19 protein-coding genes and 4 pseudogenes are annotated in these 22784 nt (G+C 69.0%); 14 read left to right on the top strand and 9 right to left on the bottom strand.

Going from position 1 to position 22784, the window contains the following annotated elements:
- Nucleotides 1-167 (bottom strand): CoA transferase (locus AB0N14_RS18995; RefSeq protein WP_366026825.1); only part of this gene is annotated, 167 nt, incomplete at its 3' end.
- A gap of 326 nt (nt 168-493) precedes the next feature.
- On the opposite strand from AB0N14_RS18995, the gene AB0N14_RS18990 reads away from it, so the two are divergent.
- The 5 genes from AB0N14_RS18990 to AB0N14_RS18970 all read left to right on the top strand — a co-directional run bounded on the left by AB0N14_RS18990 (nt 494) and on the right by AB0N14_RS18970 (nt 6555).
- Nucleotides 494-1249, top strand: a complete 756-nt coding sequence (locus AB0N14_RS18990; RefSeq protein WP_366026810.1) for an acyl-CoA dehydrogenase family protein — start codon at nt 494-496, stop codon at nt 1247-1249.
- A 207-nt stretch (nt 1250-1456) separates the two neighbouring features.
- Nucleotides 1457-1939 (top strand): formate dehydrogenase subunit gamma, encoded by a 483-nt coding sequence (locus AB0N14_RS18985; RefSeq protein WP_366026809.1) that lies wholly within the window; start codon nt 1457-1459, stop codon nt 1937-1939.
- Nucleotides 1936-3504 (top strand): NADH-quinone oxidoreductase subunit NuoF, encoded by a 1569-nt coding sequence (locus AB0N14_RS18980; RefSeq protein WP_366026808.1) that lies wholly within the window; start codon nt 1936-1938, stop codon nt 3502-3504. The genes AB0N14_RS18985 and AB0N14_RS18980 overlap by 4 nt, the downstream gene beginning before the upstream one ends.
- On the top strand, nt 3501-6317 hold the full coding sequence (gene fdhF, locus AB0N14_RS18975; protein WP_366026807.1) for a formate dehydrogenase subunit alpha: 2817 nt from the start codon (nt 3501-3503) through the stop codon (nt 6315-6317). Before AB0N14_RS18980 ends, fdhF begins: the two co-directional genes overlap by 4 nt.
- 1 nt (nt 6318) lies before the next feature.
- On the top strand, nt 6319-6555 hold the full coding sequence (locus AB0N14_RS18970) for a formate dehydrogenase subunit delta (protein WP_366026806.1): 237 nt from the start codon (nt 6319-6321) through the stop codon (nt 6553-6555).
- A gap of 363 nt (nt 6556-6918) precedes the next feature.
- Here AB0N14_RS18970 and AB0N14_RS18965 read toward each other — a convergent pair whose 3' ends face one another.
- Entirely contained in the window at nt 6919-7932 is a 1014-nt protein-coding gene (locus AB0N14_RS18965) for a 2-dehydropantoate 2-reductase (RefSeq protein WP_366026805.1), read from the bottom strand.
- Nucleotides 7933-8442: 510 nt separating this feature from the next.
- Between AB0N14_RS18965 and AB0N14_RS18960 the strand changes: the two genes are divergently transcribed.
- The 4 genes and pseudogenes from AB0N14_RS18960 to AB0N14_RS18945 form a co-directional block, all read left to right on the top strand.
- Nucleotides 8443-9999: a Re/Si-specific NAD(P)(+) transhydrogenase subunit alpha gene (locus AB0N14_RS18960; RefSeq protein WP_366026804.1), complete on the top strand. Its 1557-nt coding sequence runs from the start codon at nt 8443-8445 to the stop codon at nt 9997-9999.
- A gap of 6 nt (nt 10000-10005) precedes the next feature.
- Nucleotides 10006-11469, top strand: coding sequence for a Re/Si-specific NAD(P)(+) transhydrogenase subunit beta (pntB, locus tag AB0N14_RS18955; protein WP_366026803.1), 1464 nt, complete (start codon nt 10006-10008; stop codon nt 11467-11469).
- Nucleotides 11470-11607 carry an NAD(P)(+) transhydrogenase (Re/Si-specific) subunit beta gene (locus tag AB0N14_RS18950; protein ID WP_366026802.1) on the top strand — a complete coding sequence of 46 codons (138 nt, stop codon included), beginning with the start codon at nt 11470-11472 and terminating at the stop codon, nt 11605-11607. It begins immediately after the preceding gene.
- Nucleotides 11608-11762: 155 nt separating this feature from the next.
- Nucleotides 11763-11890 (top strand): annotated as a pseudogene (locus AB0N14_RS18945) (GTP 3',8-cyclase MoaA); the annotation flags it as partial.
- A 164-nt stretch (nt 11891-12054) separates the two neighbouring features.
- Here AB0N14_RS18945 and AB0N14_RS18940 read toward each other — a convergent pair.
- From AB0N14_RS18940 to AB0N14_RS18920, 5 genes and pseudogenes are all read right to left on the bottom strand, one after another.
- A pseudogene (locus tag AB0N14_RS18940) lies at nt 12055-12284 on the bottom strand (ATP-binding protein); the annotation flags it as partial.
- The gene (locus AB0N14_RS18935) at nt 12230-12523 is read right to left on the bottom strand and encodes a hypothetical protein (RefSeq protein WP_366026826.1); all 294 of its coding nucleotides are present in this window, start codon (nt 12521-12523) and stop codon (nt 12230-12232) included. The gene AB0N14_RS18935 and the pseudogene AB0N14_RS18940, both read right to left, overlap by 55 nt.
- Nucleotides 12524-12814: 291 nt before the next feature.
- The gene (frc, locus tag AB0N14_RS18930) at nt 12815-14071 is read right to left on the bottom strand and encodes a formyl-CoA transferase (protein WP_366026801.1); all 1257 of its coding nucleotides are present in this window, start codon (nt 14069-14071) and stop codon (nt 12815-12817) included.
- Nucleotides 14072-14130: 59 nt separating this feature from the next.
- Nucleotides 14131-15864, bottom strand: a complete 1734-nt coding sequence (oxc, locus tag AB0N14_RS18925; protein WP_366026800.1) for an oxalyl-CoA decarboxylase — start codon at nt 15862-15864, stop codon at nt 14131-14133.
- Between the two features lie 213 nt (nt 15865-16077).
- Nucleotides 16078-17064: a LysR family transcriptional regulator gene (locus AB0N14_RS18920; RefSeq protein WP_366026799.1), complete on the bottom strand. Its 987-nt coding sequence runs from the start codon at nt 17062-17064 to the stop codon at nt 16078-16080.
- A 205-nt stretch (nt 17065-17269) separates the two neighbouring features.
- On the opposite strand from AB0N14_RS18920, the gene AB0N14_RS18915 reads away from it, so the two are divergent.
- Nucleotides 17270-17794 (top strand): PAS domain S-box protein, encoded by a 525-nt coding sequence (locus AB0N14_RS18915; protein ID WP_366026797.1) that lies wholly within the window; start codon nt 17270-17272, stop codon nt 17792-17794.
- Nucleotides 17795-18125: 331 nt separating this feature from the next.
- Here AB0N14_RS18915 and AB0N14_RS18910 read toward each other — a convergent pair.
- Nucleotides 18126-18369: pseudogene (locus AB0N14_RS18910) on the bottom strand (TIM barrel protein); the annotation flags it as partial.
- Nucleotides 18370-18449: 80 nt separating this feature from the next.
- Between AB0N14_RS18910 and AB0N14_RS18905 the strand changes: the two are divergent.
- The 3 genes and pseudogenes from AB0N14_RS18905 to AB0N14_RS18895 all read left to right on the top strand — a co-directional run.
- Nucleotides 18450-18569: pseudogene (locus AB0N14_RS18905) on the top strand (aldo/keto reductase); the annotation flags it as partial.
- A gap of 141 nt (nt 18570-18710) precedes the next feature.
- Nucleotides 18711-18836 (top strand): hypothetical protein, encoded by a 126-nt coding sequence (locus AB0N14_RS18900; protein ID WP_366026796.1) that lies wholly within the window; start codon nt 18711-18713, stop codon nt 18834-18836.
- Between the two features lie 33 nt (nt 18837-18869).
- Nucleotides 18870-20021, top strand: a complete 1152-nt coding sequence (locus AB0N14_RS18895) for a Gfo/Idh/MocA family oxidoreductase (protein WP_366026795.1) — start codon at nt 18870-18872, stop codon at nt 20019-20021.
- A gap of 84 nt (nt 20022-20105) precedes the next feature.
- On the opposite strand, the gene AB0N14_RS18890 is transcribed toward AB0N14_RS18895, so the two are convergent.
- A complete protein-coding gene (locus tag AB0N14_RS18890; protein WP_366026794.1) occupies nt 20106-20399 on the bottom strand; it encodes a putative quinol monooxygenase in 294 nt (97 codons plus the stop codon).
- 596 nt (nt 20400-20995) lie between these two features.
- Between AB0N14_RS18890 and AB0N14_RS18885 the strand changes: the two genes are divergently transcribed.
- A complete protein-coding gene (locus AB0N14_RS18885) occupies nt 20996-22651 on the top strand; it encodes a xylosidase (protein ID WP_366026793.1) in 1656 nt (551 codons plus the stop codon).
- Nucleotides 22652-22784 lie beyond the last annotated feature (133 nt).

Below are 22784 nucleotides of genomic sequence, written 5' to 3'. Positions count from 1 at the left end.
AGCTGCCCCCGCGTGATGTCACCGGTCGGCGCCTCCAGCTTGATGACGTCGGCTCCGAGCCAGGCGAGCAACTGGGTCGCGGAGGGCCCGGACTGAACGTGCGTCATGTCCAGTACACGGACACCGTCGAGAGCCTTGGTGCCAGGGGTGGGCTTGCTGATCGCGATGGTCACAGGGCCACCTCACTCGTTCGTCGCGGAGCGCGACAGGACGGCAACAGGAAGTGAATACTGTATGCAATGGATGGGACCTTAGCCCCTGCGTGATCCAAGTGACCCGGCCTTGAAGTTGAGGTTTTCTCCAAGAGCGAGCAAAGGGACGGCATAGACATCTCGCGCCGACCGGACGCGCCCCTTTCCGCGAAGAACCGACTGCACGCGCCCCTTTCTGCGAAGCACCGTGACACGAACGCAGCGCGATGGCATACAGTATGCAATCGACGAGGGGAGGCTCAGCAGGCTCCCCGCTCGCCCGGACTTCAGGGAGCCGCTCCATGTCGTACCGCTCCGCTCTCTCCTACGTCTTGAGCAGCACCATCGAGCCCTGCGCCGAGCAGACCAGCGCACGCGAGAGGTTTCCCCGCGCCTCAGTGGTCGCCCTCGGCGAGGCAAGACTGCTCGGACTCACCGCCTCCGCCCACCTCGGCGGTGGCGGCCTCGGACTCGTCGAAGCCGCCGAGGTCGTGACCGAGGTGTCCCGCGCCTGCCCGGCCACCGGCGCTGTGCTGCGGTCCCACTACGCCGCCGTAGCCTTCATCGAGGCGTACGGCACCCCTTGGATGCGTCGGAAGGTCGCCGGCGGTCATCACCTCAGCACCCTCGCTCTGGCCGATGTCGGCGACGGCGGCGGACCGGGCGACGCGGCTGTGCCGACGAGTTCGACGGCGACGCGCACCGGCGACGTGGTGGCGCTCCGGGCCCGGAAACGCGATGTCGTCGCGGCAGGAGAGGCCGACAGCTACATCTGGTCCTCCCGGCCGGTCGACGGCAGCAGCAGGCCGGCCCTCTGGCTGGTCCCGGCGGACGCCCCGGGTCTGTTCGTGCCGGCTCGGCCCAACGGAGCGGGCCCACGCGGCAGCGGCACGTCCACCGTCTGCGCCGACCCCGTGCTGGTCCCGGCGAGCGCGAGGCTCGGACGGGAGGGAGGCAGGCGCGACGACGTGCTGAGCACCGTCCTCAAGTGGCTGGCCACGCTGCCGGACGCGGGCTCCGCGGCCGGCGAGCCGGTCAGCGCCGATGCACTCACCTGACCATCCACGCGGTCGCGACGGTGGACGCAGGCTTGACGACTGCATACAGTATTCGATGAGTTTCGAGGGCAACCAGGGACAACCACAGGGGCGCTCATGCCGTACGAGCAGGAGTGGCCAGGGGGCCGAGCTCGTCGATCACCACCCCGCGGATCCATCCGATCAAGCCAAGGGATTCACACATGCACGACTGTCAGGGGAGGAACCATGACGACGAGCGTCAGTGACCTGACGACGCAGGCCGCCATCAGTGCGATCGTGGCCGCCCATCGCGGGCAACGCGGCCCGCTGCTGCCGATACTGCACGCCATCCAGGCCGAACTGGGGCACGTACCGCAGGAGGCCATTCCGCTTCTCGCACGGGAACTCAACCTCTCCCGGGCGGACGTGCACGGAGTGGTCTCCTTCTACCACGACTTCCGTCGCGAGCCCGCCGGCCGTACGACCGTGCGCATCTGCCGCGCCGAAGCCTGTCAGGCGCTCGGCGCGGGCGCCCTCGTGACCTGTGCACGCGACCGGGCGGGCGTCTCGCTCGGGGAGACGCGCGCCGACGGTTCGGTCACCGTCGAGCAGGTCTTCTGTCTCGGCAACTGCGCGTTGGGGCCGTCCGTGGAGGTGAACGGTGAGGTGTTCGGACGCATGAGCGCGGATCGCCTGCGCTCGATCCTGGACGAGGCGGTCTCATCATGAGTCAGTCGTCCAACTCCCCGGTGACGGTGTACGTTCCTGGCGACTCGGCGGCGCGGTCCGTCGGCGCGGACGCGGTCGCGCAGGCGATCCGGACGGTGGCGGCCGCTCAGGGCCGACCGGTCGAGGTGGTGCGCAACGGGTCACGCGGCATGCTCTGGTTGGAGTCGCTGGTCGAGGTGGTCACACCCGAGGGGCGGATCGGCTACGGACCGGTGGCGCCCTCGGACGTGGAGGGCCTCCTGGACGCCGGCCTCCTGGACGGGGCGGACCATCCGCTGCGGCTCGGCCTCGTCGACGAACTGCCGTGGCTGGCTCGGCAGAACCGCGTCACCTTCGCGCGCGTCGGGATCACCGACCCGCTCTCCCCCGAGGACTACGAGCGCCACGGCGGCCTCGCCGGACTGCGCAAGGCGCTGCAGCTTCCGCCCGCCGACGTGATCGCCGCGGTCACCGAGTCCGGCCTGCGCGGCCGGGGCGGCGCGGGATTCCCGGCCGGCATCAAGTGGAAGACCGTGCACGACTGCGCCGACGAGCTGAAGTTCGTCTGCTGCAACGCCGACGAGGGTGACAGCGGCACCTTCGCGGACCGCATGGTCATGGAAGGCGACCCGTTCATGCTCATCGAGGGCATGACCATCGCCGCACACGCCGTCGGCGCGCGCGAGGGCTACATCTACATCCGCTCGGAGTACCCCGACGCGGTGGCCATGATGCGTGCGGCCATCGGGATCGCGCGCGAGAACAACTGGCTCGGGGAGCGCATCCTCGGCTCGGACCTCACCTTCGACCTGCACGTGAGGGTCGGCGCCGGCGCGTACATCTGCGGCGAGGAGACCTCCATGCTGGAGAGCCTGGAGGGCAAGCGCGGTGTCGTCCGCGCGAAGCCGCCCATTCCGGCGATCGAGGGGCTCTTCGGCAAACCGACCGTCGTCAACAACGTCCTCACCCTCGCCACCGTCCCGGTGGTCCTCGCGAACGGCGCGAAGGCGTACCAGGAACTCGGGGTGGAGCGCTCGCGCGGCACGCAGGTCTTCCAGCTCGGAGGCAATATCGCGCGCGGCGGCATCGTGGAGACCGCGTTCGGTGTCACCTTGCGCGAGCTGGTCGAGGACTACGGCGGCGGCACGCTCACCGGACGCCCGGTGCGCACGGTGCAGGTGGGCGGGCCGCTCGGCGCCTATCTGCCGACATCGATGTTCGATCTGCCCATGGACTACGAGGCGTTCGCGGCAGCCGGCGCGATGGTCGGCCACGGTGGCGTCGTCGTCTTCGACGACACCGTGGACATGGCCGCCCAGGCCCGCTTCGCGATGGAGTTCTGCGCGGCCGAGTCGTGCGGCAAGTGCACGCCTTGTCGCGTCGGTTCGGTACGCGGCGTCGAAGTGATCGACCGGATCGTGGCCGGCGAGGAGCGCGACGAGAACCTCGCTCTGCTCGAAGACCTCTGCGAGCTGATGACCGACGGATCGCTGTGCGCCATGGGCGGGTTGACCCCGATGCCGGTGCGCAGCGCCATCACACACTTCTCCGACGACTTCCTCGTAAGGAGGGAGGGCACGGTATGACACTGCTCAAGGAGCCCGACTTCGGAACCCCGGACCGGCCCGGCGAGGCGACCGTCTCGGTCGAGGTGGACGGACTGCCCGTCACGGTGCCCGAGGGCACCTCGGTGATGCGCGCGGCCGCGCTCGCCGGCATCGACATACCCAAGCTCTGCGCCACCGACAGCCTCGAGCCGTTCGGATCCTGCCGGCTGTGCGTGGTGGAGATCGACGGCCGCCGCGGCACCCCGGCGTCCTGCACCACCCCGGTCGCCGAGGGGATGGTGGTACGCACCCAGACGCCCAAGGTGGAGAAGCTGCGCCAAGGGGTCATGGAGCTGTACATCTCCGACCACCCGCTGGACTGCCTCACCTGCTCGGCCAACGGCGACTGCGAACTGCAGGACATGGCCGGCGTCGTGGGGCTGCGCCAGGTCCGGTACGGGTACGAGGGCGAGAACCACCTCGATGCCGAGCCCGATCTGAGCAACCCTTACTTCGACTTCAACCCGTCCAAGTGCATCGTCTGCTCCCGCTGCGTCCGCGCCTGCGGCGAGGTGCAGGGCACCTTCGCGCTGACGATCGAGGGCCGCGGCTTCGACTCCAAGGTCTCCCCCGGCGCCGGTGAGTCCTTCCTGGACTCCGAGTGCGTCTCGTGCGGCGCCTGCGTGCAGGCCTGCCCGACGGCGACGCTGCAGGAGAAGTCGGTCGTCGAGCTCGGCATGCCGTCCCGCTCGGTGATCACGACCTGCGCGTACTGCGGAGTCGGCTGCTCCTTCAAGGCCGAGTTGCGCGGAGACGAGCTGGTCCGGATGGTGCCCTACAAGGACGGCGGGGCGAACGAGGGGCACTCCTGCGTCAAGGGCCGCTTCGCCTTCGGCTACGCCACCCACCCCGACCGCGTCCTCAAGCCCATGGTCCGCGACAGGATCACGGACCCGTGGCGCGAGGTCGAGTGGGAGGAGGCCATCCAGACCGTCGCCTCGAAGATGCGCGCGATCCAGGAGGCGTACGGCCCGGCCTCGATCGGGGCCATCAGCTCCTCGCGCTGCACCAACGAAGAGGTCTACGTCGTCCAGAAGATGGTGCGCGCGGCCTTCGGCAACAACAACGTCGACACCTGCGCCCGCGTCTGCCACTCCCCCACCGGGTACGGGCTGAAGCAGACCTTCGGCGAGTCGGCCGGTACGCAGGACTTCCGCTCGGTGGCGAAGGCCGACGTCATCATGGTGATCGGTGCCAACCCCACGGACGGGCACCCGGTGTTCGCCTCGCGGATGAAACGCCGACTGCGGGAGGGCGCCAAGCTCGTCGTGATCGACCCGCGCCGTATCGACCTGGTGCGCTCGCCGCACATCGAGGCCGCACACCATCTGCAGCTCAAGCCGAGCACCAACGTCGCCGTCATCAACTCCATGGCGCACGTGGTGGTCACCGAGGGCCTGGTCGACCGCTCATTCGTGGCGGCGCGGTGCGAAGGGTTCGACGAGTGGGCGGAATTCGTCGCCCTACCGGAGAACAGCCCGGAGGTCACCGAGTCCATCACCGGTGTGCCGGCCGAGGAACTGCGGGCCGCCGCCCGGATGTACGCGCAGGCGCCCAACGCTGCCATCTACTACGGCCTCGGCGTGACCGAGCACAGCCAGGGTTCCACGATGGTCATTGGGATGGCGAACCTCGCGATGGCGTGCGGCAACGTCGGCCGCGACGGTGTCGGCGTGAACCCGCTGCGCGGCCAGAACAACGTGCAGGGCTCCTGCGACATGGGCTCCTTCCCGCACGAGCTCACCGGCTACCGCCACGTCTCGGACGACGCGGTCCGCACCGTCTTCGAGGAGCTGTGGGGGCGCTCCCTCCTGCCCGAGCCAGGGCTGCGGATCCCGAACATGTTCGACGCTGCGATCGACGGCTCCTTCCGGGGCCTGTTCGTGCACGGCGAGGACATCGCCCAGTCCGATCCGAACCTCCAGCACGTCAGTGCCGCTCTGGAGGCCATGGACCTGGTCGTGGTGCAGGATCTGTTCCTCAACGAGACGGCCAAGTTCGCACACGTCTTCCTGCCCGGCGCTTCGTTCCTGGAGAAGGACGGCACCTTCACCAACGCCGAGCGCCGGGTCAACCGGGTGCGGGCGGTGATGAAGCCGAAGACGGGCAAGCACGAGTGGCAGATCGTCTGCGAGATCGCCACCGCCATGGGCTACCCGATGGCGTACGACCACCCGAGCCAGATCATGGACGAGATCGCCCAGGTCACGCCGACCTTCAAGGGCATCTCCTTCCAGGTGCTGGACAAGCTCGGCAGCGTCCAGTGGCCGTGCAACGACGAGGCACCGGAGGGCACTCCGACGATGCACGTCGACGAGTTCGTCCGCGGCATGGGCAGGTTCGTGGTCACCGCCTACGTGCCGACGGACGAACGCACGACCTCGCGCTTCCCGCTGGTGCTGACCACGGGCCGCATCCTCAGCCAGTACAACGTCGGGGCCCAGACACGCCGTACCGGCAACGTGGCGTGGCACCCCGAGGACGTGCTGGAGCTGCACCCGCTGGACGCCGAGAACCGCGGCATCACCGACGGCGACCTGGTGACGCTGGCCAGCCGGGTCGGCAGTACGACACTGCGTGCGCGGGTGTCCGACCGGATGCCGCCGGGCGTCGTCTACACCACGTTCCACCACCCGGTGACCGGCGCCAACGTGGTGACGACGGAGAACTCCGACTGGGCGACCAACTGCCCGGAGTACAAGGTGACCGCCGTACAGGTCGGCCTCGCGTATCAGTCCGAGCGACGCGACACCGGGTCCGTGGAGACCGGCCGGCTCGCGGGGGTGGACTGAAATGGCCGACACCGTGCCGCCCGAACAGCGGATGGCGAACCAGATCGCCGCGAACTTCCGGCATGTACCCGCGGACCAGGCCGCCGAGGCGATCGCGGGCCACGTCCGCCGGTTCTGGGATCCGCGGATGCGCAGTCGGCTGTTCGAGCTGGTGGATGCCGGGGCGGGCAGCCTGGATCCTGTGGTCGTCGCCGCCGCGCAGCTGCTGAGGCAGCCGCAGGGGGCCTCGGCCGGCTGACCCGGCCCAGGTGCATGACACCGCCTCATCTCCCCTCTGTTCGAGGGGAGATGAGGCGGTTGTGGTGTGACGGAGCCCGAACGGCTCAGGCGGCGGCCATGTCGTCCAGTCCGCGGCTGGTGACCAGCCGTACCCGTCCGCCGCCGAGATGGTGGGCGGCAGGTCCACGGTGTGCCGTATGTGCTCGTCCACGATGTGGGGCTCCTTGATCGGCCCCGCCACCCGCGCGGGCGGCGCACTGGGCGTGACGCGCTCGACGACATCGCGCACGTACCCGGCCGGAGCCAGGCCCTCCTTCAGGGCGGTGCGTGCGGCGCGGATCGCGCCGCACGCGTCTTGCACTACACCTGCAAGGGTCGGTGCTCACGCGGGGGCGGCTCCGGGCCCGGCCCCGACACCTGAAGCACTCTGGGCATTGCGGCGCGCGAGCAGGTCCGTCGCCGCATGGATGGCCCGTAGCGTGGGCGCCTCCGCGCCGGTGATGTCGGCGATCTCGACCACCGCCGTCACCACGGCGTCGAGTTCGAGCGGCTTGCCGGCCTCCAGGTCCTGGAGCATCGAGGTCTTGTGGTCTCCGACCCCCTCGGCACCGCGCAACCGCTTCTCGATGGAGATGTCCGGCTCACTGCCGACCCTGGCCGCGATGTCGAGGGTCTCCTCCATCAACTGGGCGACCAGCCGCCGGGTTTGGGGGTGGAGGCAGATCTCGACCATGGTCGCCCTGGTGAGCGCGCTGAGCGGATTGAACGCGACGTTGCCCATGAGCTTGATCCAGATGTCGTCGCGCAGATTTGACTCGACCGGTGCCTTCAGACCGCCGGCGACCAAGGCTTCGCTCAACGCCGTACAGCGTTCGGAGATGTGTCCTGACGGCTCCCCGAGGGAGAACCGGGTGCCTTCCAGGTGCTTGATCACTCCGGGTGCCTCGATGACTGTGGCCGGGTAGACGACACAGCCGATGGCCCGCTCCGGCGACAGAACGGCACTGGTGGCGCCGCCCGGGTCGACCGCTTCCACGCGACGGCCCTCGTAGGGCCCCGTCAGCCGGTGGAAGTACCACCAGGGGATGCCGTTCTGCCCGGCCACGACAGCCGTGTGATCGGCGAGCAGCGGCTTGATGAGAGGTCCACAGGACGGATACGAGTGCGCCTTCAGTCCGAGGAACACGTAGTCCACCGGGCCGATTTCGGTGGGGTCGTCCGTGACGTGCGGCCGGGCGGTGAAGTCGCCGCGGGGACTGTTCACCTGGACCCCGTCGGCCTGCATGGCACGCAGATGGTCGCCCCGGGCGATGAGGTGGACCTCGGCACCGCCCCGGTGCAGTGCGGCACCGACGTACGCACCGATGGCACCGGCCCCGAGGACTGCGATCTTCATGGCGGCTCCTCTCGATTGAAGACTGCATACTGTATTCAGCCCCTTCCGTACATGTCCACCAACGCTGCGTAACCAAACGGACGAAACCCAAGGGATTGCATACAGTATTCGATCCTCCTATCCTTGTCTGATCGAGAGGTTTCCGTGGCGGCCCGTTGACGGGCGGGAAACCCCCACCCAGCCAGGAAGAAGCACCTGACAGTGACCGGCACCCTGATCCCGGACGAGCAGTACGAACAGGCCGGAGCCACCCTCGGTGAGCCCGGGGGCGGCCGACGTCGTGGCCAAGGTGAACCCCCCACCCCCACCGAGATCGGCGTGCTGAGCTCAGGCTCCGCGTCGTTTGATCGCACTCGGCCGGTACCGCACGGTGAAGCACATCACGGTCTGCTTGCGTTGGCCCGCATCCGTCTGGCGGGTAGGTTCCAGCGATCAAGAGGGAAGGACTTCGTACGACTTCCCCGAACGCAGATCCCGCCTAGAACCCTCCTCTGACGAGAGATACAGGACATGTCTGCTCAAGAACCCGCACACCATCCTCCCCAGCGCATAGGCGTGGTCGCCGAGTCCGTCCCCGGGGAGACACGCGTCGCGGCGACCCCCGCGACGGTGCGTCTGCTGCTGGGGCTCGGCTACGAGGTCGTGGTCGAGCCCGAGGCCGGTGAGGCCTCCGCCTTCGCCGATCAGGCCTACGTCGATGCCGGCGCGGAGGTCGGCGAGGCCTGGGACGCGGATGTCGTTCTGAAGGTGAACGCCCCCTCCGACTCGGAGATCGCCCGGCTGCGGGAGGGCGCGACCGTGGTCGCCCTACTGGCCCCGGCACAGAATCCCGAGCTGCTCCAGGCGCTCGCCGACGCCGGCGTGACCGCCCTCGCACTGGACGCGGTGCCGCGCATCTCGCGCGCACAGTCGATGGACGTGCTGTCCTCGATGGCGAACATCGCCGGCTACCGCGCGGTCATCGAGGCCGCGCACGTCTTCGGACGGTTCTTCACCGGCCAGGTCACCGCGGCGGGCAAGGTGCCGCCGGCGAAGGTCCTGGTGGCCGGCGTGGGCGTGGCCGGTCTGGCGGCGATCGGCGCCGCTTCCAGCCTCGGTGCGATCGTGCGCGCCACGGACCCGCGGCCCGAGGTCGCGGACCAAGTGAAGTCGCTGGGCGGCGAGTACCTCCCGGTGCACGTCGCTCAGGAAACGAGCACCGACGGCTACGCCAAGGCGACCTCCGCCGACTATGACCGCGCCGCTGCCGAGCTCTACCACGAGCAGGCCGAGGACGTGGACATCGTGATCACCACCGCGCTGATCCCCGGCCGACCGGCGCCGCGCCTGCTGACAGCCGAGGACGTGGCCGTCATGAAGCCGGGCAGCGTCATCGTCGACATGGCCGCCGCCCAGGGCGGCAACGTCGAGGGCACGGTCGCGGGCCGGGCGGTGGTGACCGACAACGGCGTGACCATCATCGGCTACACCGACCTCGCCTCCCGGCTGCCCGCACAGGCCTCGCAGCTGTTCGGCACCAACCTGGTGAACCTGATCAAGCTGCTCACGCCCGGCAAGGACGGGCAGCTGGCGATCGACTTCGACGACGTCGTGCAGCGGGCCGTGACCGTGGTGCGGGACGGCGATGTCACCTGGCCGCCGCCGCCCGTCGCGGTCTCGGCCGCGCCCGCCGCGCAGCCCGCGACCGCGCCCACCAAGCCCGAGCCCAAGCAACCGAAGCTGACGCCTGCGGGACGCTTCGGCCTGATCGGACTCGGCATGCTCGCGATGTTCCTGCTGGTGGCCTTCGCCCCCGCGCAACTCGCCGGGAACTTCACCGTGTTCGCGCTGGCGGTGGTGATCGGCTACTACGTCATCGGCAAGGTGCACCACGCGCTGCACACACCACTGATGTCGGTGACCAACGCGATCTCCGGGATTGTCGTGATCGGCGCCCTGCTGCAGATCGGGCACGAGGGCCGGATCGTCACCACGCTGTCCTTCGTGGCGATCCTGCTGACGAGCGTCAACGTCTTCGGAGGATTCGCTGTCACCCGCCGCATGCTGTCCATGTTCTCGAAAGGCTGAGCCGAGATGACCTCCATGACCGCCTCCCACGCGGCCGACCTGGTCGCCGCCCTGTTGTTCATCCTCAGCCTGGCCGGCCTGTCCCAGCACCGCACCTCCCGCGCCGGCGTCGTCTACGGCATCGCCGGCATGGTCCTCGCACTGGTCGCCACGGTCGTGGTGGCGTCGCAGAGCATCACCGCCGGGGCGGTGGCCCTGATCGTGCTGGCCATGGCGCTCGGAGCGGCGACCGGCCTGTGGCGGGCCCGCCAGGTCGAGATGACGCAGATGCCCGAACTGATCGCGGTGCTGCACAGCTTCGTCGGCCTCGCCGCGGTGCTGGTGGGCTGGAACAGCTACCTGGAGGTGGAGTCGCACGGCAAGGCGCAGACCCGGATCGGCGCCGATCTGCTGAGCATCCACCACGCCGAGGTGTTCATCGGCATCTTCATCGGCGCGGTCACCTTCACCGGCTCGATCGTCGCGTTCCTGAAGCTTTCGGCGCGGATCAAATCCCGTCCGCTGATGCTGCCGGGCAAGAACGCGCTGAACCTCGGCGCGCTCGGCGCCTTCGTCGCGCTGACGGTCTGGTTCACCATCACCCCGGACCTGCCGCTGATGATCGCGGTGACCGTGCTGGCGCTGGCCCTGGGCTGGCACCTGGTCGCCTCGATCGGCGGCGGCGACATGCCCGTCGTCGTCTCCATGCTGAACAGCTACTCGGGCTGGGCGGCGGCCGCGGCCGGCTTCCTGCTCGACAACAACCTGCTCATCGTGACGGGCGCGCTGGTCGGTTCCTCCGGTGCCTACCTGTCCTACATCATGTGCAAGGCGATGAACCGCTCCTTCATCTCTGTCATCGCGGGCGGTTTCGGCATCGAGGCGCCGTCCGGCCGCGAGGAGGAGCAGGGCGAGCACCACGAGGTGCGCGCCGCGGAGGCGGCCGAGATGCTCGCCCAGGCCCGCTCAGTGATCATCACCCCCGGCTACGGCATGGCCGTCGCGCAGGCCCAGCACCCGGTTGCGGAGCTGACGCGACAGCTGCGCGAGCGGGGCGTCCAGGTCCGCTTCGGCGTCCACCCCGTCGCCGGGCGCCTGCCCGGGCACATGAACGTGCTGCTGGCCGAGGCGAAGGTGCCCTACGACATCGTCCTGGAGATGGACGAGATCAACGACGACTTCGCCGACACCTCGGTCGTGCTGGTCATCGGCGCGAACGACACCGTCAACCCGGCCGCGACCGAGGACCCGGGCAGCCCGATCGCCGGCATGCCGGTACTGCGGGTCTGGGAGGCGGAGCACGTCATCGTCTTCAAGCGCTCCATGGCCTCCGGCTACGCGGGCGTGCAGAACCCGCTGTTCTTCCGCGAGAACAGCAGCATGCTCTTCGGCGACGCCAAGCAGAGTGTGGAGGAGATCCTGCACGCGCTCGGCACCGACGGCCGACGCGAGGCGGCCCCGGCCGCACGTCAGGTGACGGTGGCGGGCTGAGTGTCCTGTCCACGCTCGATGAACCCCGGCTTCGCCGGCATGGACAACGAGCTCTCCTGCACGCCGAAGACCGCGATGCTCTTCGGCGACGCGAAGACTTCCGTGGCCGAGATCACGGAGGAAGTCAGGCCGCTGTGAGCTCACAGCCCTGCCACTGTGGGGCGGTCGAACGCGAAAGCGTCCGACCGCCCCACTCCCGTGACGGACAAGAGGCAGCGGAAGCTGCCGATCAACGCCTGGCCACGGCCTGATCGCCACCCTGCGCTGCACCGCGTGCAGCCTGAAAGAGCCCGGCCCCCGCCGAGCGCCGGGTTGAAGGCGGTCCGGCCACGGTCGGGGTGAACGCCTCGGAGCCCCTACCGTTCTGCCGGCTTGTGACCGCCCCCGGCTGACGGCCGATGGGAAGATGCGCACCTGCCTGCAACCCACGCGCCCTGCGTCCGTCGAGGGCACCTGTGTCCGCCATCGGCGGCCGGGCTCCGGATGAATGCCACCTGACGGACGCCGGCAGGGGCTGGCGACGGATGGCGCCCGGACACGTCCCGCCGTTCGGCCACGCAAGAGCGTCGCCGTTCGCGCGGCTTCTATGACCTGCTCGGCCCAGATGGTCTTGCCGTCCCGGCCGTGGCGGGTCCCCCGGCGCTGTGCGAGCTGAGCGACGGTGAACATGCCACGCCCGCCTTCGTCGAAGGCCGGGCCCGCCGCAGGTGCGGAGACGTGTCGCTGCCGTCCGACACCTCACAGGTCAGGCTGCTCCCTCTCAAGGATGACGCGCAGTTGGATGGGGGCCTCGCGTGGCGGATGGCGTTGGTGACACGAGGCTTACGCCGAACGACGCCGCCACTGCCGAGACGACGACCCGGCCGCCCACAGACAGCCCGTTGACCGCGAAACCGTAGGTGGCGATGGTAATCGCCACGCTGAGGGCTCCCACGATCAGGGTGCGCGGGAACGGCAGCACCGCGGCGGGCACGAGAGGCACCAGCACCGAGTAGCCCGACCACCGGACGAGACCGCTGCCCGCGGTCTCGAACTGTACGACGGAGATCAACACAACGGAAAGGACGGGTAGCCCGAAGACGAAGACGCTCCGCCCGTCACGTCAAAAGAGAGTCACGGTACCTCCCTTCGTATTCAGACTCCCACACGACCGGACATATCGCCCCGGCCCGGGCCCGAGCGCCGACGTGATCGGTGGGTGGAACAAACAAGCCAGCCCCAGGTCAGCGACCTGAGGCTGGCTCTCATGGTGACCCGGGCCGACGCCTTCCCCTACGGCGGTCCAGGGCCGGGACCTGCCGGCGTCTCGTCCGGGAAGCCGGCGCGAGGCACCCGGCGGTCCGGTTCAGATGATGACCTGCTTGTCGCGCATCCCGGCGATGACACCCGCGTCGTAGCCCAGTTCGCTCAGGACCTCGTCGGTGTGCTCACCGAGCAGCGGGGCGCCCTTGATGTCTGGCTTGAACCGGGAGAACTTGATGGGGCTGCCGACGGTCAGATACGTCCCGCGTCCCTTCTGCTCGACCTCCACGACGGTCCCGCTCTTGCGCAGCGCGGGGTCGCCGGCGATCTCCTTCATGCTCAGCACGGGCGCGCAGGGCACCTCCCACTTGCGCAGGATGTCGACCGCCTCGTACTTCGTCTTGTCAGCCAGCCACTTCTCGATCTCCTCGAAGATCTCGAAGATGTGGGACTGACGGGCCTTGGCGGTGGCGTACTCCGGGTCGTCGGCCCACTCGGGCCGGCCGATGGCCTCGGCGGTCCGCTTCCAGTTCTGCTCCTGGACCGTGAAGTAGATGTAGGCGTTGGGGTCGGTCTCCCAGCCCTTGCACTTCAGGACCCAGCCGGGCTGACCGCCGCCACCCGCGTTGCCACCACGGGGCACGGCGTCGCCGAACTCGCCGTTCGGGTACTGCGGGTACTCCTCCAGGTAGCCGACCCGGTCGAGGCGCTGCTGGTCGCGGAGCTTGACCCGGGACAGGTTGAGCACGGCGTCCTGCATGGACACCGCCACCTTCTGGCCCTTGCCGGTCTTGTCACGGTCGATCAGCGCCGTGAGGAGACCGATCAGCAGGTGCATGCCCGTGTTGCTGTCTCCGAGGGCGGCGCCACTGACGGTGGGCGGGCCGTCCCAGAAGCCGGTCGTCGAGGCGGCACCGCCGGCGCACTGGGCCACGTTCTCGTAGACCTTGAGGTCATTCCACGGCGAGTCCTCATTGAACCCCTTGACGGAGCCGAAGATCAGGCGCGGGTTCCACTCCTGGAGCGTCTCCCAGCCCAGGCCCATGCGGTCCATGGCGCCCGGCGCGAAGTTCTCGACCAGGATGTCGGCCTGGCGGATCAGCTTCTCCATGACCTCCCGGCCCTCAGGGGACTTGGTGTTGATGGCCAGGGAGCGCTTGTTGCTGTTCAGCATGGTGAAGTACAGCGCGTCGGCGTCGGGGATGTCGCGCAGCTGGTTGCGCGTCACGTCGCCGCCGGTGGTGCGCTCGACCTTGAGGACGTCTGCGCCGAGCCAGGCGAGCATCTGCGTACAGGCCGGGCCGGCCTGTACGCCGGTGAAGTCGATGACCTTGATCCCGGAGAGGGGCAGTTCAGTCATGTTCGCTTTCTTTCTCGTGAATCGTCTCGGTGCGGAAATTGCGGGTGCCGGGACGTGACTCAGCGCTGAACGCTGATGCCCTTGGGGTTGAGGTGCGCGATGTTGCCGCTCTCCGTGCCGTCCGTCGGGTCGATCACGCAGTCGATGAGCGTCGGCCCGCCGGCGGCCAGGGCCTCACGGAGGACGGTGGCGACCTCTGCGGGCGTCGTCGCCTGGTAGCCCTTGCCGCCGAACGCCTCGATCATGAGGTCGTGGCGGGCCTTCAGGGCGGTCGGCGCCGGGTCGTCGGAGGCGGAGGGGTCGTCTCCGCGGTAGACACCGCTGTTGTTGAGGACGACGGTCACGATGGGCAGGTTGTAGCGGCAGACGGTCTCGATCTCCATGCCGCTGAAGCCGAACGCGCTGTCGCCCTCGATGGCGACTACGGGGTCGCCGGTCTCGACGGCGGCGGCGATCGCGTAGCCCATGCCGATACCCATGACGCCCCAGGTGCCGCTGTCCAGCCGATGGCGCGGCACCTGCATGCCGATGGTGTTGCGGGCCAGGTCCAGCGCGTTGGCGCCCTCGTTGACGACGTAGGCGCGCGGGTTCTCGTGCAGCACGTCGCGAATGGCCTGCAGCGCGCCCAGGAACTTCATCGGGTGCGCCGTCTCGGCGGCCTTCAGGCGGCCGGCCATCTTGGTGACGTTCTGGGCCGAGCGGGCGGCGAGTTCCTCGCGCCACTGCGCCGGGGCCGTGATCCGGCCCGGCTTGCTGCGCTCGACCAGGGCCTCCATCACGGAGCCGACGTCGCCGACGAGCGGGGCCGCAATGGGCTGGTTGCTGTCCATCTCGGAGGCCGCGATGTCGACCTGGACGAACTTGGCGTCCGGGTTCCACTGGGGCGCGTCGCCGTGGCCGAGCAGCCAGTTCAGGCGGGCGCCGACCAGCATGACGACATCCGCCCGGCGCAGCGCGAGCGACCGGGCGGTGGCCGCCGACTGCGGGTGGTCGTCGGGCAGCAGGCCCTTCGCCATCGACATGGGCAGGTAGGGAATGCCGGTCGTCTCGACGAACGCCCGGATCGTCTCGTCCGCCCGCGCGTACGCGGCGCCCTTTCCGAGCACGACCAACGGCCGCTCGGCGCCCGCGAGCAGGTCGATCGCCCGGTCCACGGCCTCCGGCTGCGGCAGTTGGCGCGGCGCCGGGTCGACGAGCTGCCACAGCGACGCGGCGCCTTTCTCCGCGTCGATGACCTCGCCCAGCACCGCAGCCGGAATGTCGAGGTAGACCCCTCCGGGGCGTCCGGAGACCGCGGTGCGAATCGCGCGGGCCAAACCGCGGCCGATGTCCTCGGCACGGTGTACTCGGTAGGCCGCCTTGACGAACGGTTTGGCGGCCGCCAACTGGTCCATCTCCTCGTAGTCCCCCCGCTGGAGGTCGACGAGGTGCCGCTCGCTGGACCCGGAGATCTGCACCATCGGGAAGCAGTTGGTGGTGGCGTTGGCGAGCGCCACGAGCCCGTTGAGGAAGCCCGGCGCGGACACCGTCAGGCAAATGCCCGGCTTCTGCGTGAGGAACCCGGCCGCCGCCGCTGCATGCCCGGCGTCGCTCTCGTGCCGGAAACCGATGTAGCGGATGCCCGACGCCTGCGCGAGACGCGCCAGGTCGGTGATCGGGATGCCGACGACCCCGTAGATGGTTTCGACTCCGTTGAGCTTCAACGCGTCGACGACCAGATGGATCCCGTCGGTCAAAGCAGCCGGTTCATCGGCGCCCTCCACGCCCGTGTCCTGTACGACAGCGTCCGTCATGGTCCGGATCCTCCCTAGCGGGTCACCGAGTTCGTGCTTACGTGCCTCACCATCCGCGTCAGAGGGCCGACACGTCCAAGATCTTTTGCCAACCAGCTGATTTACGGTGTTTATCAATGCGGGTGCAGAACATCCGCATGCGTCACGTTGCGCACGCGGGCACCTGTCAGCGGCGGTGGTGACAGGGCTCCCTGCGAGTCCCGGCGGGCTCCGTCAGCACACGACGCGGACGTCCACGGGCCGGCTGTCGTACGGGGCCTCGTCCGTGCCGGATGAGACGGCGAGGTCCGGCCGCTCCGGCACGAAGACCTCGTCCAACGACAGCCCCGCCACCACGTTGAGGAACGCCCTGGCCGCCACCGATCCGGGCGTCGCCGCGTAAATCGCCGCCGAGATCTGGGCCCTGGCGTCCGGCTCGACCAGCCGGACGGCCCTGGTCGGGCCGCTCACCGGCATGGCGTTCAGCCATGTGTGCGGGACGACGCTCGCCCACGCGCCCGTGGCGACATGGGCGCAGAGGGAGGCGACGGAGTCCGTCTCGACCTGGGGGGTCGCCACGGCCCCGCAGCTTTCGAAGGCGTCGTCGATGAACTGGCGGAACCGCATGTCCGGCGTCAGCAGCGCCAGCGGGAGCTGGGCCGCCTCGGCCCAGGTGATCGTGGGGCTCGCGGGCACCAGGTGCTCGCCGGACACCAGCAGCACGTACTGCTCCTCGTACAGCGGCACCATCTCCAGGCCCTCCCGGTCCTCGGCACCGAAGTGGGCGATGGCGGCGTCCAGCTCGAAGTCGCGCAGTTGTCGCACCAGTTCCGCGGAGGACAGCCGGGAGCAGACCTTCACCCTGGCCAGCGGGTGCATCGCGCAGAACGCGGCCACCGGGAGCCCTGTCGTCGTCGACACGGTCGGTCCTGTCCCCAGCCGCAGCGTTCCGGTGATGCCCGACTGCATGACGGCCACCTCGGCCTTGAAGGCGTCGTGCTCGGCAAGGATCCGCTTGGCCCAGACGACGAGCCGCTCGCCCTCCGGGGTCAGTCCCTCGAAGTTGTGCCCTCGGTTGATCAACGTGACGTTCAGCTCTCGCTCCAACTTGGCGATGGCGATCGACAGGGCCGGCTGCGAGACGTAGCAGGCTTCCGCCGCGCGCGCGAAGTGCTTCTCCCTGGCCACCGCCACGAAGTACTCGAGCTGCCGGAACAACATGAGCGGCTCCTCTGGGCCTGGATCGGGTCACAGGACTGGGCCGGTCCCTGTCCGTGCCGCGCATCATCGACGACCAATTGTATGCAGTATTCTTTATTCAGTAGGGTCGCGCCAGTACCTCGACGACGTCGAATCGGAGATGGCGCGCCCGCCACACGCATGTGATTGCGGTCGTGGGCCGCGCCCTGGAGAAGGGGAAACCACCGTGGGCGAGAGCAGCAACACGACAGCCGGAAGCGAGGCCTCGACAGGGATGGCGAGCTCCGGCCCCGAGCGCATCGGCGAGCCGGAGGCCTGGCTGGCCCAGGCGATCGTGCGCGAGTCGTCCGAGGCCATCGTGGTGGCCGACCCGGACGGGATCATCCAGGTGTGGAACAACGGCGCAGAACGCATGTTCGGCCACACGGCGGCCGAGGCCGTGGGTCGGAGCCTTGACCTCATCATCCCGGAAAAGCTGCGGGAGCGGCACGGGAAGGGCTACCGGCACACGATGGCCACGGGCGAGACCCGATACGGCGACACGCTGCTCGGCGTGCCGGCCACCCATCGGGACGGTCACCGCCTGTCGATCGAGTTCACGGTGGCGCTGCTGCGGGACGAGAACGGCCGGATCGCCGGAATCTCCGCGGTCATGCGCGAGGTCACGGAGCGCCGGAACACGGAGAAGGCCCTGTACAAGAGGCTGGCCGAGCTCGAGCGGCAACTGCCCGACACTTCCCCGGCGGTCTGACGGCCCGCCCGGCGGGTCGCACCCGGCAGGAGCGGAACCAGCCCGACGCAGGCGACCCCGCAAGGTCGGTGCCACACCTCGCCCGAATGGCGAGGCTGCCACGCGTCGGCGCGGTGAGGGACCGGACGCCGAGGACACCGGCCACGGCCGCGCCCACAACGAGACCCGGGCGACGCGTGGCCCCGGCACCCGGTTCACCTTTACGCCGCCTGCCGCCTGGACCTCCGAGCGCATCGCGGCGATGGCTGAGATGGGATGTTCGGCACCCGCGCGCCGACGGCCCTTACCGGTCGTCGGCCACCGCGGGGGTCAGGCCTTGGTCGTGAAGCCGTCAGCCACCGGAGGAGAAAGCCGAGTCGAAGGACGGACCCCGGCTCGATCGCCCCGAGCCGGCGGATGAACTGCAGGGCGTCCGGGGCACCGACCATGCGGTCCATCCCGGCGTCCTCCCACTCCACCGAGATGGGTCCGTCGTACCCGATCGAGTCGAGCATCCGGAAGCACGCCTCCCAGGGGACGTCCCCGTGCCCGGTGGAGACGAAGTCCCGGCCGCGGCGCGGGTCCGCCCACTCGACATCGCACAGACCGACACCGTCGCAGACGCCGAGAGGCCGAAGGTGTCACACGTGACGCCCGCCCAGGTGGTACTGCGCTGTCGCGCATCAAGGAGAACATCGATGTCTTCGGCTTCGAGCTCGACGCTGGGGACATAGCCGCCATCACGGAACTGGAAACCGGCGAGCGGGTCGGGCCCCACCCCGAAGAGCGCAACTGATCCAAACGTGCCTCTCCCCTCTTGGCCGGAGCCGCACCGCCGCCTCGCCGACCACATCGCCGTCGAGTTCGTGCCGGAGCCCGCGGGCGAGGTCCTGCGTGGCAACGTGTTCGCCGGTGGGCCTGGAACTGCTGTGACTCCATGACACCTGCATCCGTAGTCCGCGCGCTGCGGCTCGAAGCCCGCGCCGTCGTCGTCGCGGGCATGCCCGCCACCGGCTTCGGGCCCCCGACCGGGACTGCGGGCGGGAAGGGCACGGGGGGGTAGACTCCCCGGCCGGATGTATGAAGGAGGGGACACGTGAGCGCAGCACCCGTACGTCTCGGCATCGTAGGCAGTGGCTGGCGCGCTGCGTTCTTCGCAAGGCTGGCGCGGGCACTCCCGGAACGGCTGGCAGTAGCCGGCGTGGTTGCGCGCTCGGCAGCGCGAGCCGCGCAGGTTGAGGCGGCGTGGGGGGTACCCGTCTTCCGGACTGTCGGCGAACTGTGCGGCGCCGGGCCGGAGTTCGTGGTCGCGTCGGTGCCGTGGGACGTCACGCCAGAGGTCGTGCGAGAACTCGTCGAGCGCGAGGTACCGGTCCTCGCCGAGACACCGCCGGCACCCGACGTCGTAGGGCTGCGGGAGTTGTGGGGCGCCGTTGGGGGCGCGACGCGCGTCGGCGGCGGTGCGCTCGTCCAAGTCGCCGAGCAGTACCCGCTGATGCCGGGCCACGCCGCTCGTATCGCGCTTGTGAGGGAGGGCCTGATCGGCGAGGTCACGTCGGTCCAGGTGTCCTCGACGCACATGTACCACGCGATGTCGCTGATCCGGCACACGCTGGACGTCGGTTCCGGGCCGGCGACAGTGACGGCCCGGGCCTTCACCGCCCCGCTGGCCGACCCGCTGTCCCCCCGCGGCTGGTCGGACGACCTGACGCCCAAGGACGCCGTCACCACCCTGGCTTTCCTGGACTTCGGCGGGGCCCGCACGGGTCTGTACGACTTCACGGACAACCAGTGGTGGAACCCGCTGCGGGCCCGTCGCGTTGTGGTGCGTGGATCACTCGGCGAGATCGTGGACGACACCGTGGTGCGGATGGCCGATCCGCGTACGCCCGTGGAGTCCCCCCTGATGCGGCGCCGCACCGGCACGGACCTCAACCTGGAAGGCGCCGAGGTGCACCACATCTCCTTCGACGGACGGGTGATGTGGCGCAACCGCTATCTGGGCGCGAGCCTGTCCGAGGACGACCTCGCCGTGATGGATCTGCTGTGCCGTACGGGCGCATGGGTGCGGGACGCGGGCCCGGAACCGTATCCGCTGGCCGAGGGCTGCCAGGACCATCTGCTGGCGATGGCGATCGAGGAGTCGGCGCGGACGGGGGCGCCGGTGACCACAGCGGTGGAGGCGTGGGCGACCGCTGACACCGCCGACCCGTTGATGCCGCCCAGCGCTGAGCGGCCGGCAAACTGATCAACGCCTCGGCGGCGCCGATGTCCTGCTGAACGCCGCGGGGCAGCGCCGAACGACCCCGTCACCCGCCCTCACTCAGGAGCATCAGGACGGCAGGGTCAGCGGCAGGACGTCACGAACCTGCTTGACCGAGAGGGGCTGGGCGAGGAACTCCTGCGATGCCTTCGCCCACCGGGCGTATTGAGCGGTCTCGCGGTGCGCGGCCACCGCCTGTTCGTCGCGGAAGACCTCAACGAGGTGGTAGGTGTCCGGGTCGGTGGCGTCCTGGAAGGCCTCGAAGCGCAGACACCCCGGCTCGTCACGTACCGAGCAGGTGGCGTTGTCCTCAACGGCCGCGAGGAACTGCGGACGCCGGTCCGGCTTGATCTTGAGAGTCACCAGAGAAACCTGCACGTCATGCCCCTTCCGGCTGAACACGATGACGAATCGATCTTGATGACCGGCCCAAGTGGGCGCGCCCGCCTCCCAAAGAAGGGGAACTGCGCGCTCCGCCGGCGGATGGACACTAGAACGAATGCGCATTTCGCGCAAGGTGCCCGAAACGGGCAAGTCAAGCGGACCTCGCTTCCGACGCGTCCATACGGAGCAGTCGGCACCTCCGCCGCAAGGGCACCGCGACGGCAACCCTGCTGCTCCGGATGCATCGGACGTTGAACCCGTGCAGCCGGTCGTCCCGACCCCGGCGCGTTCCAGCGGATGCAATGAATAGCAGATCACAGGAAATTGATGGACTGAGAACTGAAAGATCGGTTGGTCCAGACCTCTTGACGGGGTCTTTGTTTCAGCAGTTGAATCCCCGCATACCTCAAACCGCAGATGCAGTAGCGCTCAGCGTGGTGTGCGCCCGCTCCGGCCCACGCCTCCCCCACCGCAAGTCTGCGCAAACAAAGCGGAAATCTTTCACGAATTTGTGGGCCTTGCGCACGCACGCGAGTCAGGGACGCTGCGTTCAGCTGTTGAACATTGGAGTCAACATGGGTGTGACGCGTCGTACATTTCTGACCACGGCGGTCGGCGGTTCGGCGGCCGCGGGGCTTTCCGTGCTCGGCCTGGCCCCCACCGCATCGGCGTCCAGCGCGCCGGGAGACGTGGTCGGGAAGATCACGGTCGGCTACCAGGGCTGGTTCGCGTGCATCGGGGACGGCGCGCCGATCAATGCCTGGTGGCACTGGAGCCCCAACTCCAGTCAGGCGCCGTCCCCGTCGAACAACGGCATCAAGTGCTGGCCGGACGTACGCGAGTACACCAGGACCTACCAGACCGGTTTCGCCGCGCTGGGCAACGGCCGGCCGGCGACACTGTTCTCGTCGTACGACCAGCAGACGGTGAACACACACTTCCTGTGGATGCAGCAGAACAACATCGACACCGCGGCCCTGCAACGGTTCAACCCCAACGGCGCCGAGGGCCCGACCCGCGACGCGATGGCCACCAAGGTGCGCAGCGCCGCGGAGTCGTACGGCCGCAAGTTCTACATCATGTACGACGTCACCGGCTGGACGAACATGCAGTCCGAGATCAAGACGGACTGGTCCGACAAGATGAAGGCGCACACGGCGTCTTCGGCGTACGCGAAGCAGAACGGCAAGCCGGTCGTCTGCATATGGGGCTTCGGCTTCAACGACAGCAATCACCCGGCCACCGCCGCGCAGGCCCTGGACGTGATCAACTGGTTCAAGTCCCAGGGGTGTTACGTGATCGGCGGCGTGCCGACCTGGTGGCGGACCGGCACCGGCGACTCAAGAACCGGGTTCCTGGACACCTATCACGCCTTCGACATGATCTCCCCGTGGATGGTCGGCCGGATCGGCACTGTCGCCGACGCCGACAACTTCTACAACGTGGCGACCGTGCCGGACGTCGCCGACTGTGCCGCGCACGGCATCGACTACCAGCCGTGCGTCCTGCCCGGAGACGTCTCGGCGCGGCAGCGAGCGCACGGAGACTTCATGTGGCGGCAGTTCTACAACATGGTGCGGGCCGGGGTGCAGGGCATCTACATCTCGATGTTCGACGAGTACAACGAGGGCAACCAGATCGCCAAGACAGCCGAGTCCCAGGCCTGGACACCGGCCAACAGTGGCATGCTGGCCCTGGACGAGGACGGCACCGCCTGTTCCTCCGACTACTACCTGAGGCTCACCGGTGACGGCGGGAGGATGCTCAAGGGCCAGATCGCCCTCACCGCCACCCGCCCCACCCAGCCGGTGCTCTCGGGCACCACGCCCGGCGTCGGCTCGGTGATCTCGCTGAAGGCGCTGGCCAACAACCAGTACGTCTGCGCGGACAACACCGGAACATCCCCACTGATCGCCAACCGGACGAGCGTCGGAACCTGGGAGCAGTTCACCCTCGTCGACGCGGGCAGCGGCAACGTAGCGCTGCTCTCCCACTCCAACAACCAGTACGTCTGCGCCGACAACACCGGTGCGTCCCCGCTCATCGCCAACCGGACGGCCATCGGAACCTGGGAGAGCTTCCAGCTGATCAGGAACTCGAACGGCACGGTCAGCTTCAAGGCGCTGGCCAACAACCAGTACGTCTGCGCGGACAACACCGGAACGTCCCCACTGATCGCCAACCGGACGGCCATCGGAACCTGGGAGCAGTTCACCATGGCCACCGCGTAACCCGCCGGCCCGGCCCTGCAGCACTGTGCGGCGGCCGTCGCGCTCGCGCCGCCTGGAAGACACCCGGCCCGAATGCAGGGCCCAGGAGGAGCCCTCGGGGGTGGGGAGGCCGACTGCCTGAGCGCCGAACCGC

It is taken from the genome of Streptomyces sp. NPDC051104 (assembly GCF_040682835.1).
Taxonomy (GTDB): Bacteria; Actinomycetota; Actinomycetes; order Streptomycetales; family Streptomycetaceae; genus Streptomyces; species Streptomyces cynarae.
The sequence above is the reverse complement of the archived record's forward strand: the minus strand, read 5'-3'. Positions and strand labels throughout refer to the sequence as shown.

What these genes read in the sequence shown, in the direction of transcription:
- AB0N14_RS18990 (WP_366026810.1), top strand. Translation starts at nt 494, where the DNA reads ATGTCGTACCGCTCCGCTCTCTCCTACGTCTTGAGCAGCACCATCGAG.
- AB0N14_RS18985 (WP_366026809.1), top strand. Translation starts at nt 1,457, where the DNA reads ATGACGACGAGCGTCAGTGACCTGACGACGCAGGCCGCCATCAGTGCG.
- AB0N14_RS18980 (WP_366026808.1), top strand. Translation starts at nt 1,936, where the DNA reads ATGAGTCAGTCGTCCAACTCCCCGGTGACGGTGTACGTTCCTGGCGAC.
- fdhF (WP_366026807.1), top strand. Translation starts at nt 3,501, where the DNA reads ATGACACTGCTCAAGGAGCCCGACTTCGGAACCCCGGACCGGCCCGGC.
- AB0N14_RS18970 (WP_366026806.1), top strand. Translation starts at nt 6,319, where the DNA reads ATGGCCGACACCGTGCCGCCCGAACAGCGGATGGCGAACCAGATCGCC.
- AB0N14_RS18965 (WP_366026805.1), bottom strand. Translation starts at nt 7,932, where the DNA reads ATGAAGATCGCAGTCCTCGGGGCCGGTGCCATCGGTGCGTACGTCGGT.
- AB0N14_RS18960 (WP_366026804.1), top strand. Translation starts at nt 8,443, where the DNA reads ATGTCTGCTCAAGAACCCGCACACCATCCTCCCCAGCGCATAGGCGTG.
- pntB (WP_366026803.1), top strand. Translation starts at nt 10,006, where the DNA reads ATGACCTCCATGACCGCCTCCCACGCGGCCGACCTGGTCGCCGCCCTG.
- frc (WP_366026801.1), bottom strand. Translation starts at nt 14,071, where the DNA reads ATGACTGAACTGCCCCTCTCCGGGATCAAGGTCATCGACTTCACCGGC.
- oxc (WP_366026800.1), bottom strand. Translation starts at nt 15,864, where the DNA reads ATGACGGACGCTGTCGTACAGGACACGGGCGTGGAGGGCGCCGATGAA.
- AB0N14_RS18920 (WP_366026799.1), bottom strand. Translation starts at nt 17,064, where the DNA reads ATGTTGTTCCGGCAGCTCGAGTACTTCGTGGCGGTGGCCAGGGAGAAG.
- AB0N14_RS18900 (WP_366026796.1), top strand. Translation starts at nt 18,711, where the DNA reads ATGACACCTGCATCCGTAGTCCGCGCGCTGCGGCTCGAAGCCCGCGCC.
- AB0N14_RS18885 (WP_366026793.1), top strand. Translation starts at nt 20,996, where the DNA reads ATGGGTGTGACGCGTCGTACATTTCTGACCACGGCGGTCGGCGGTTCG.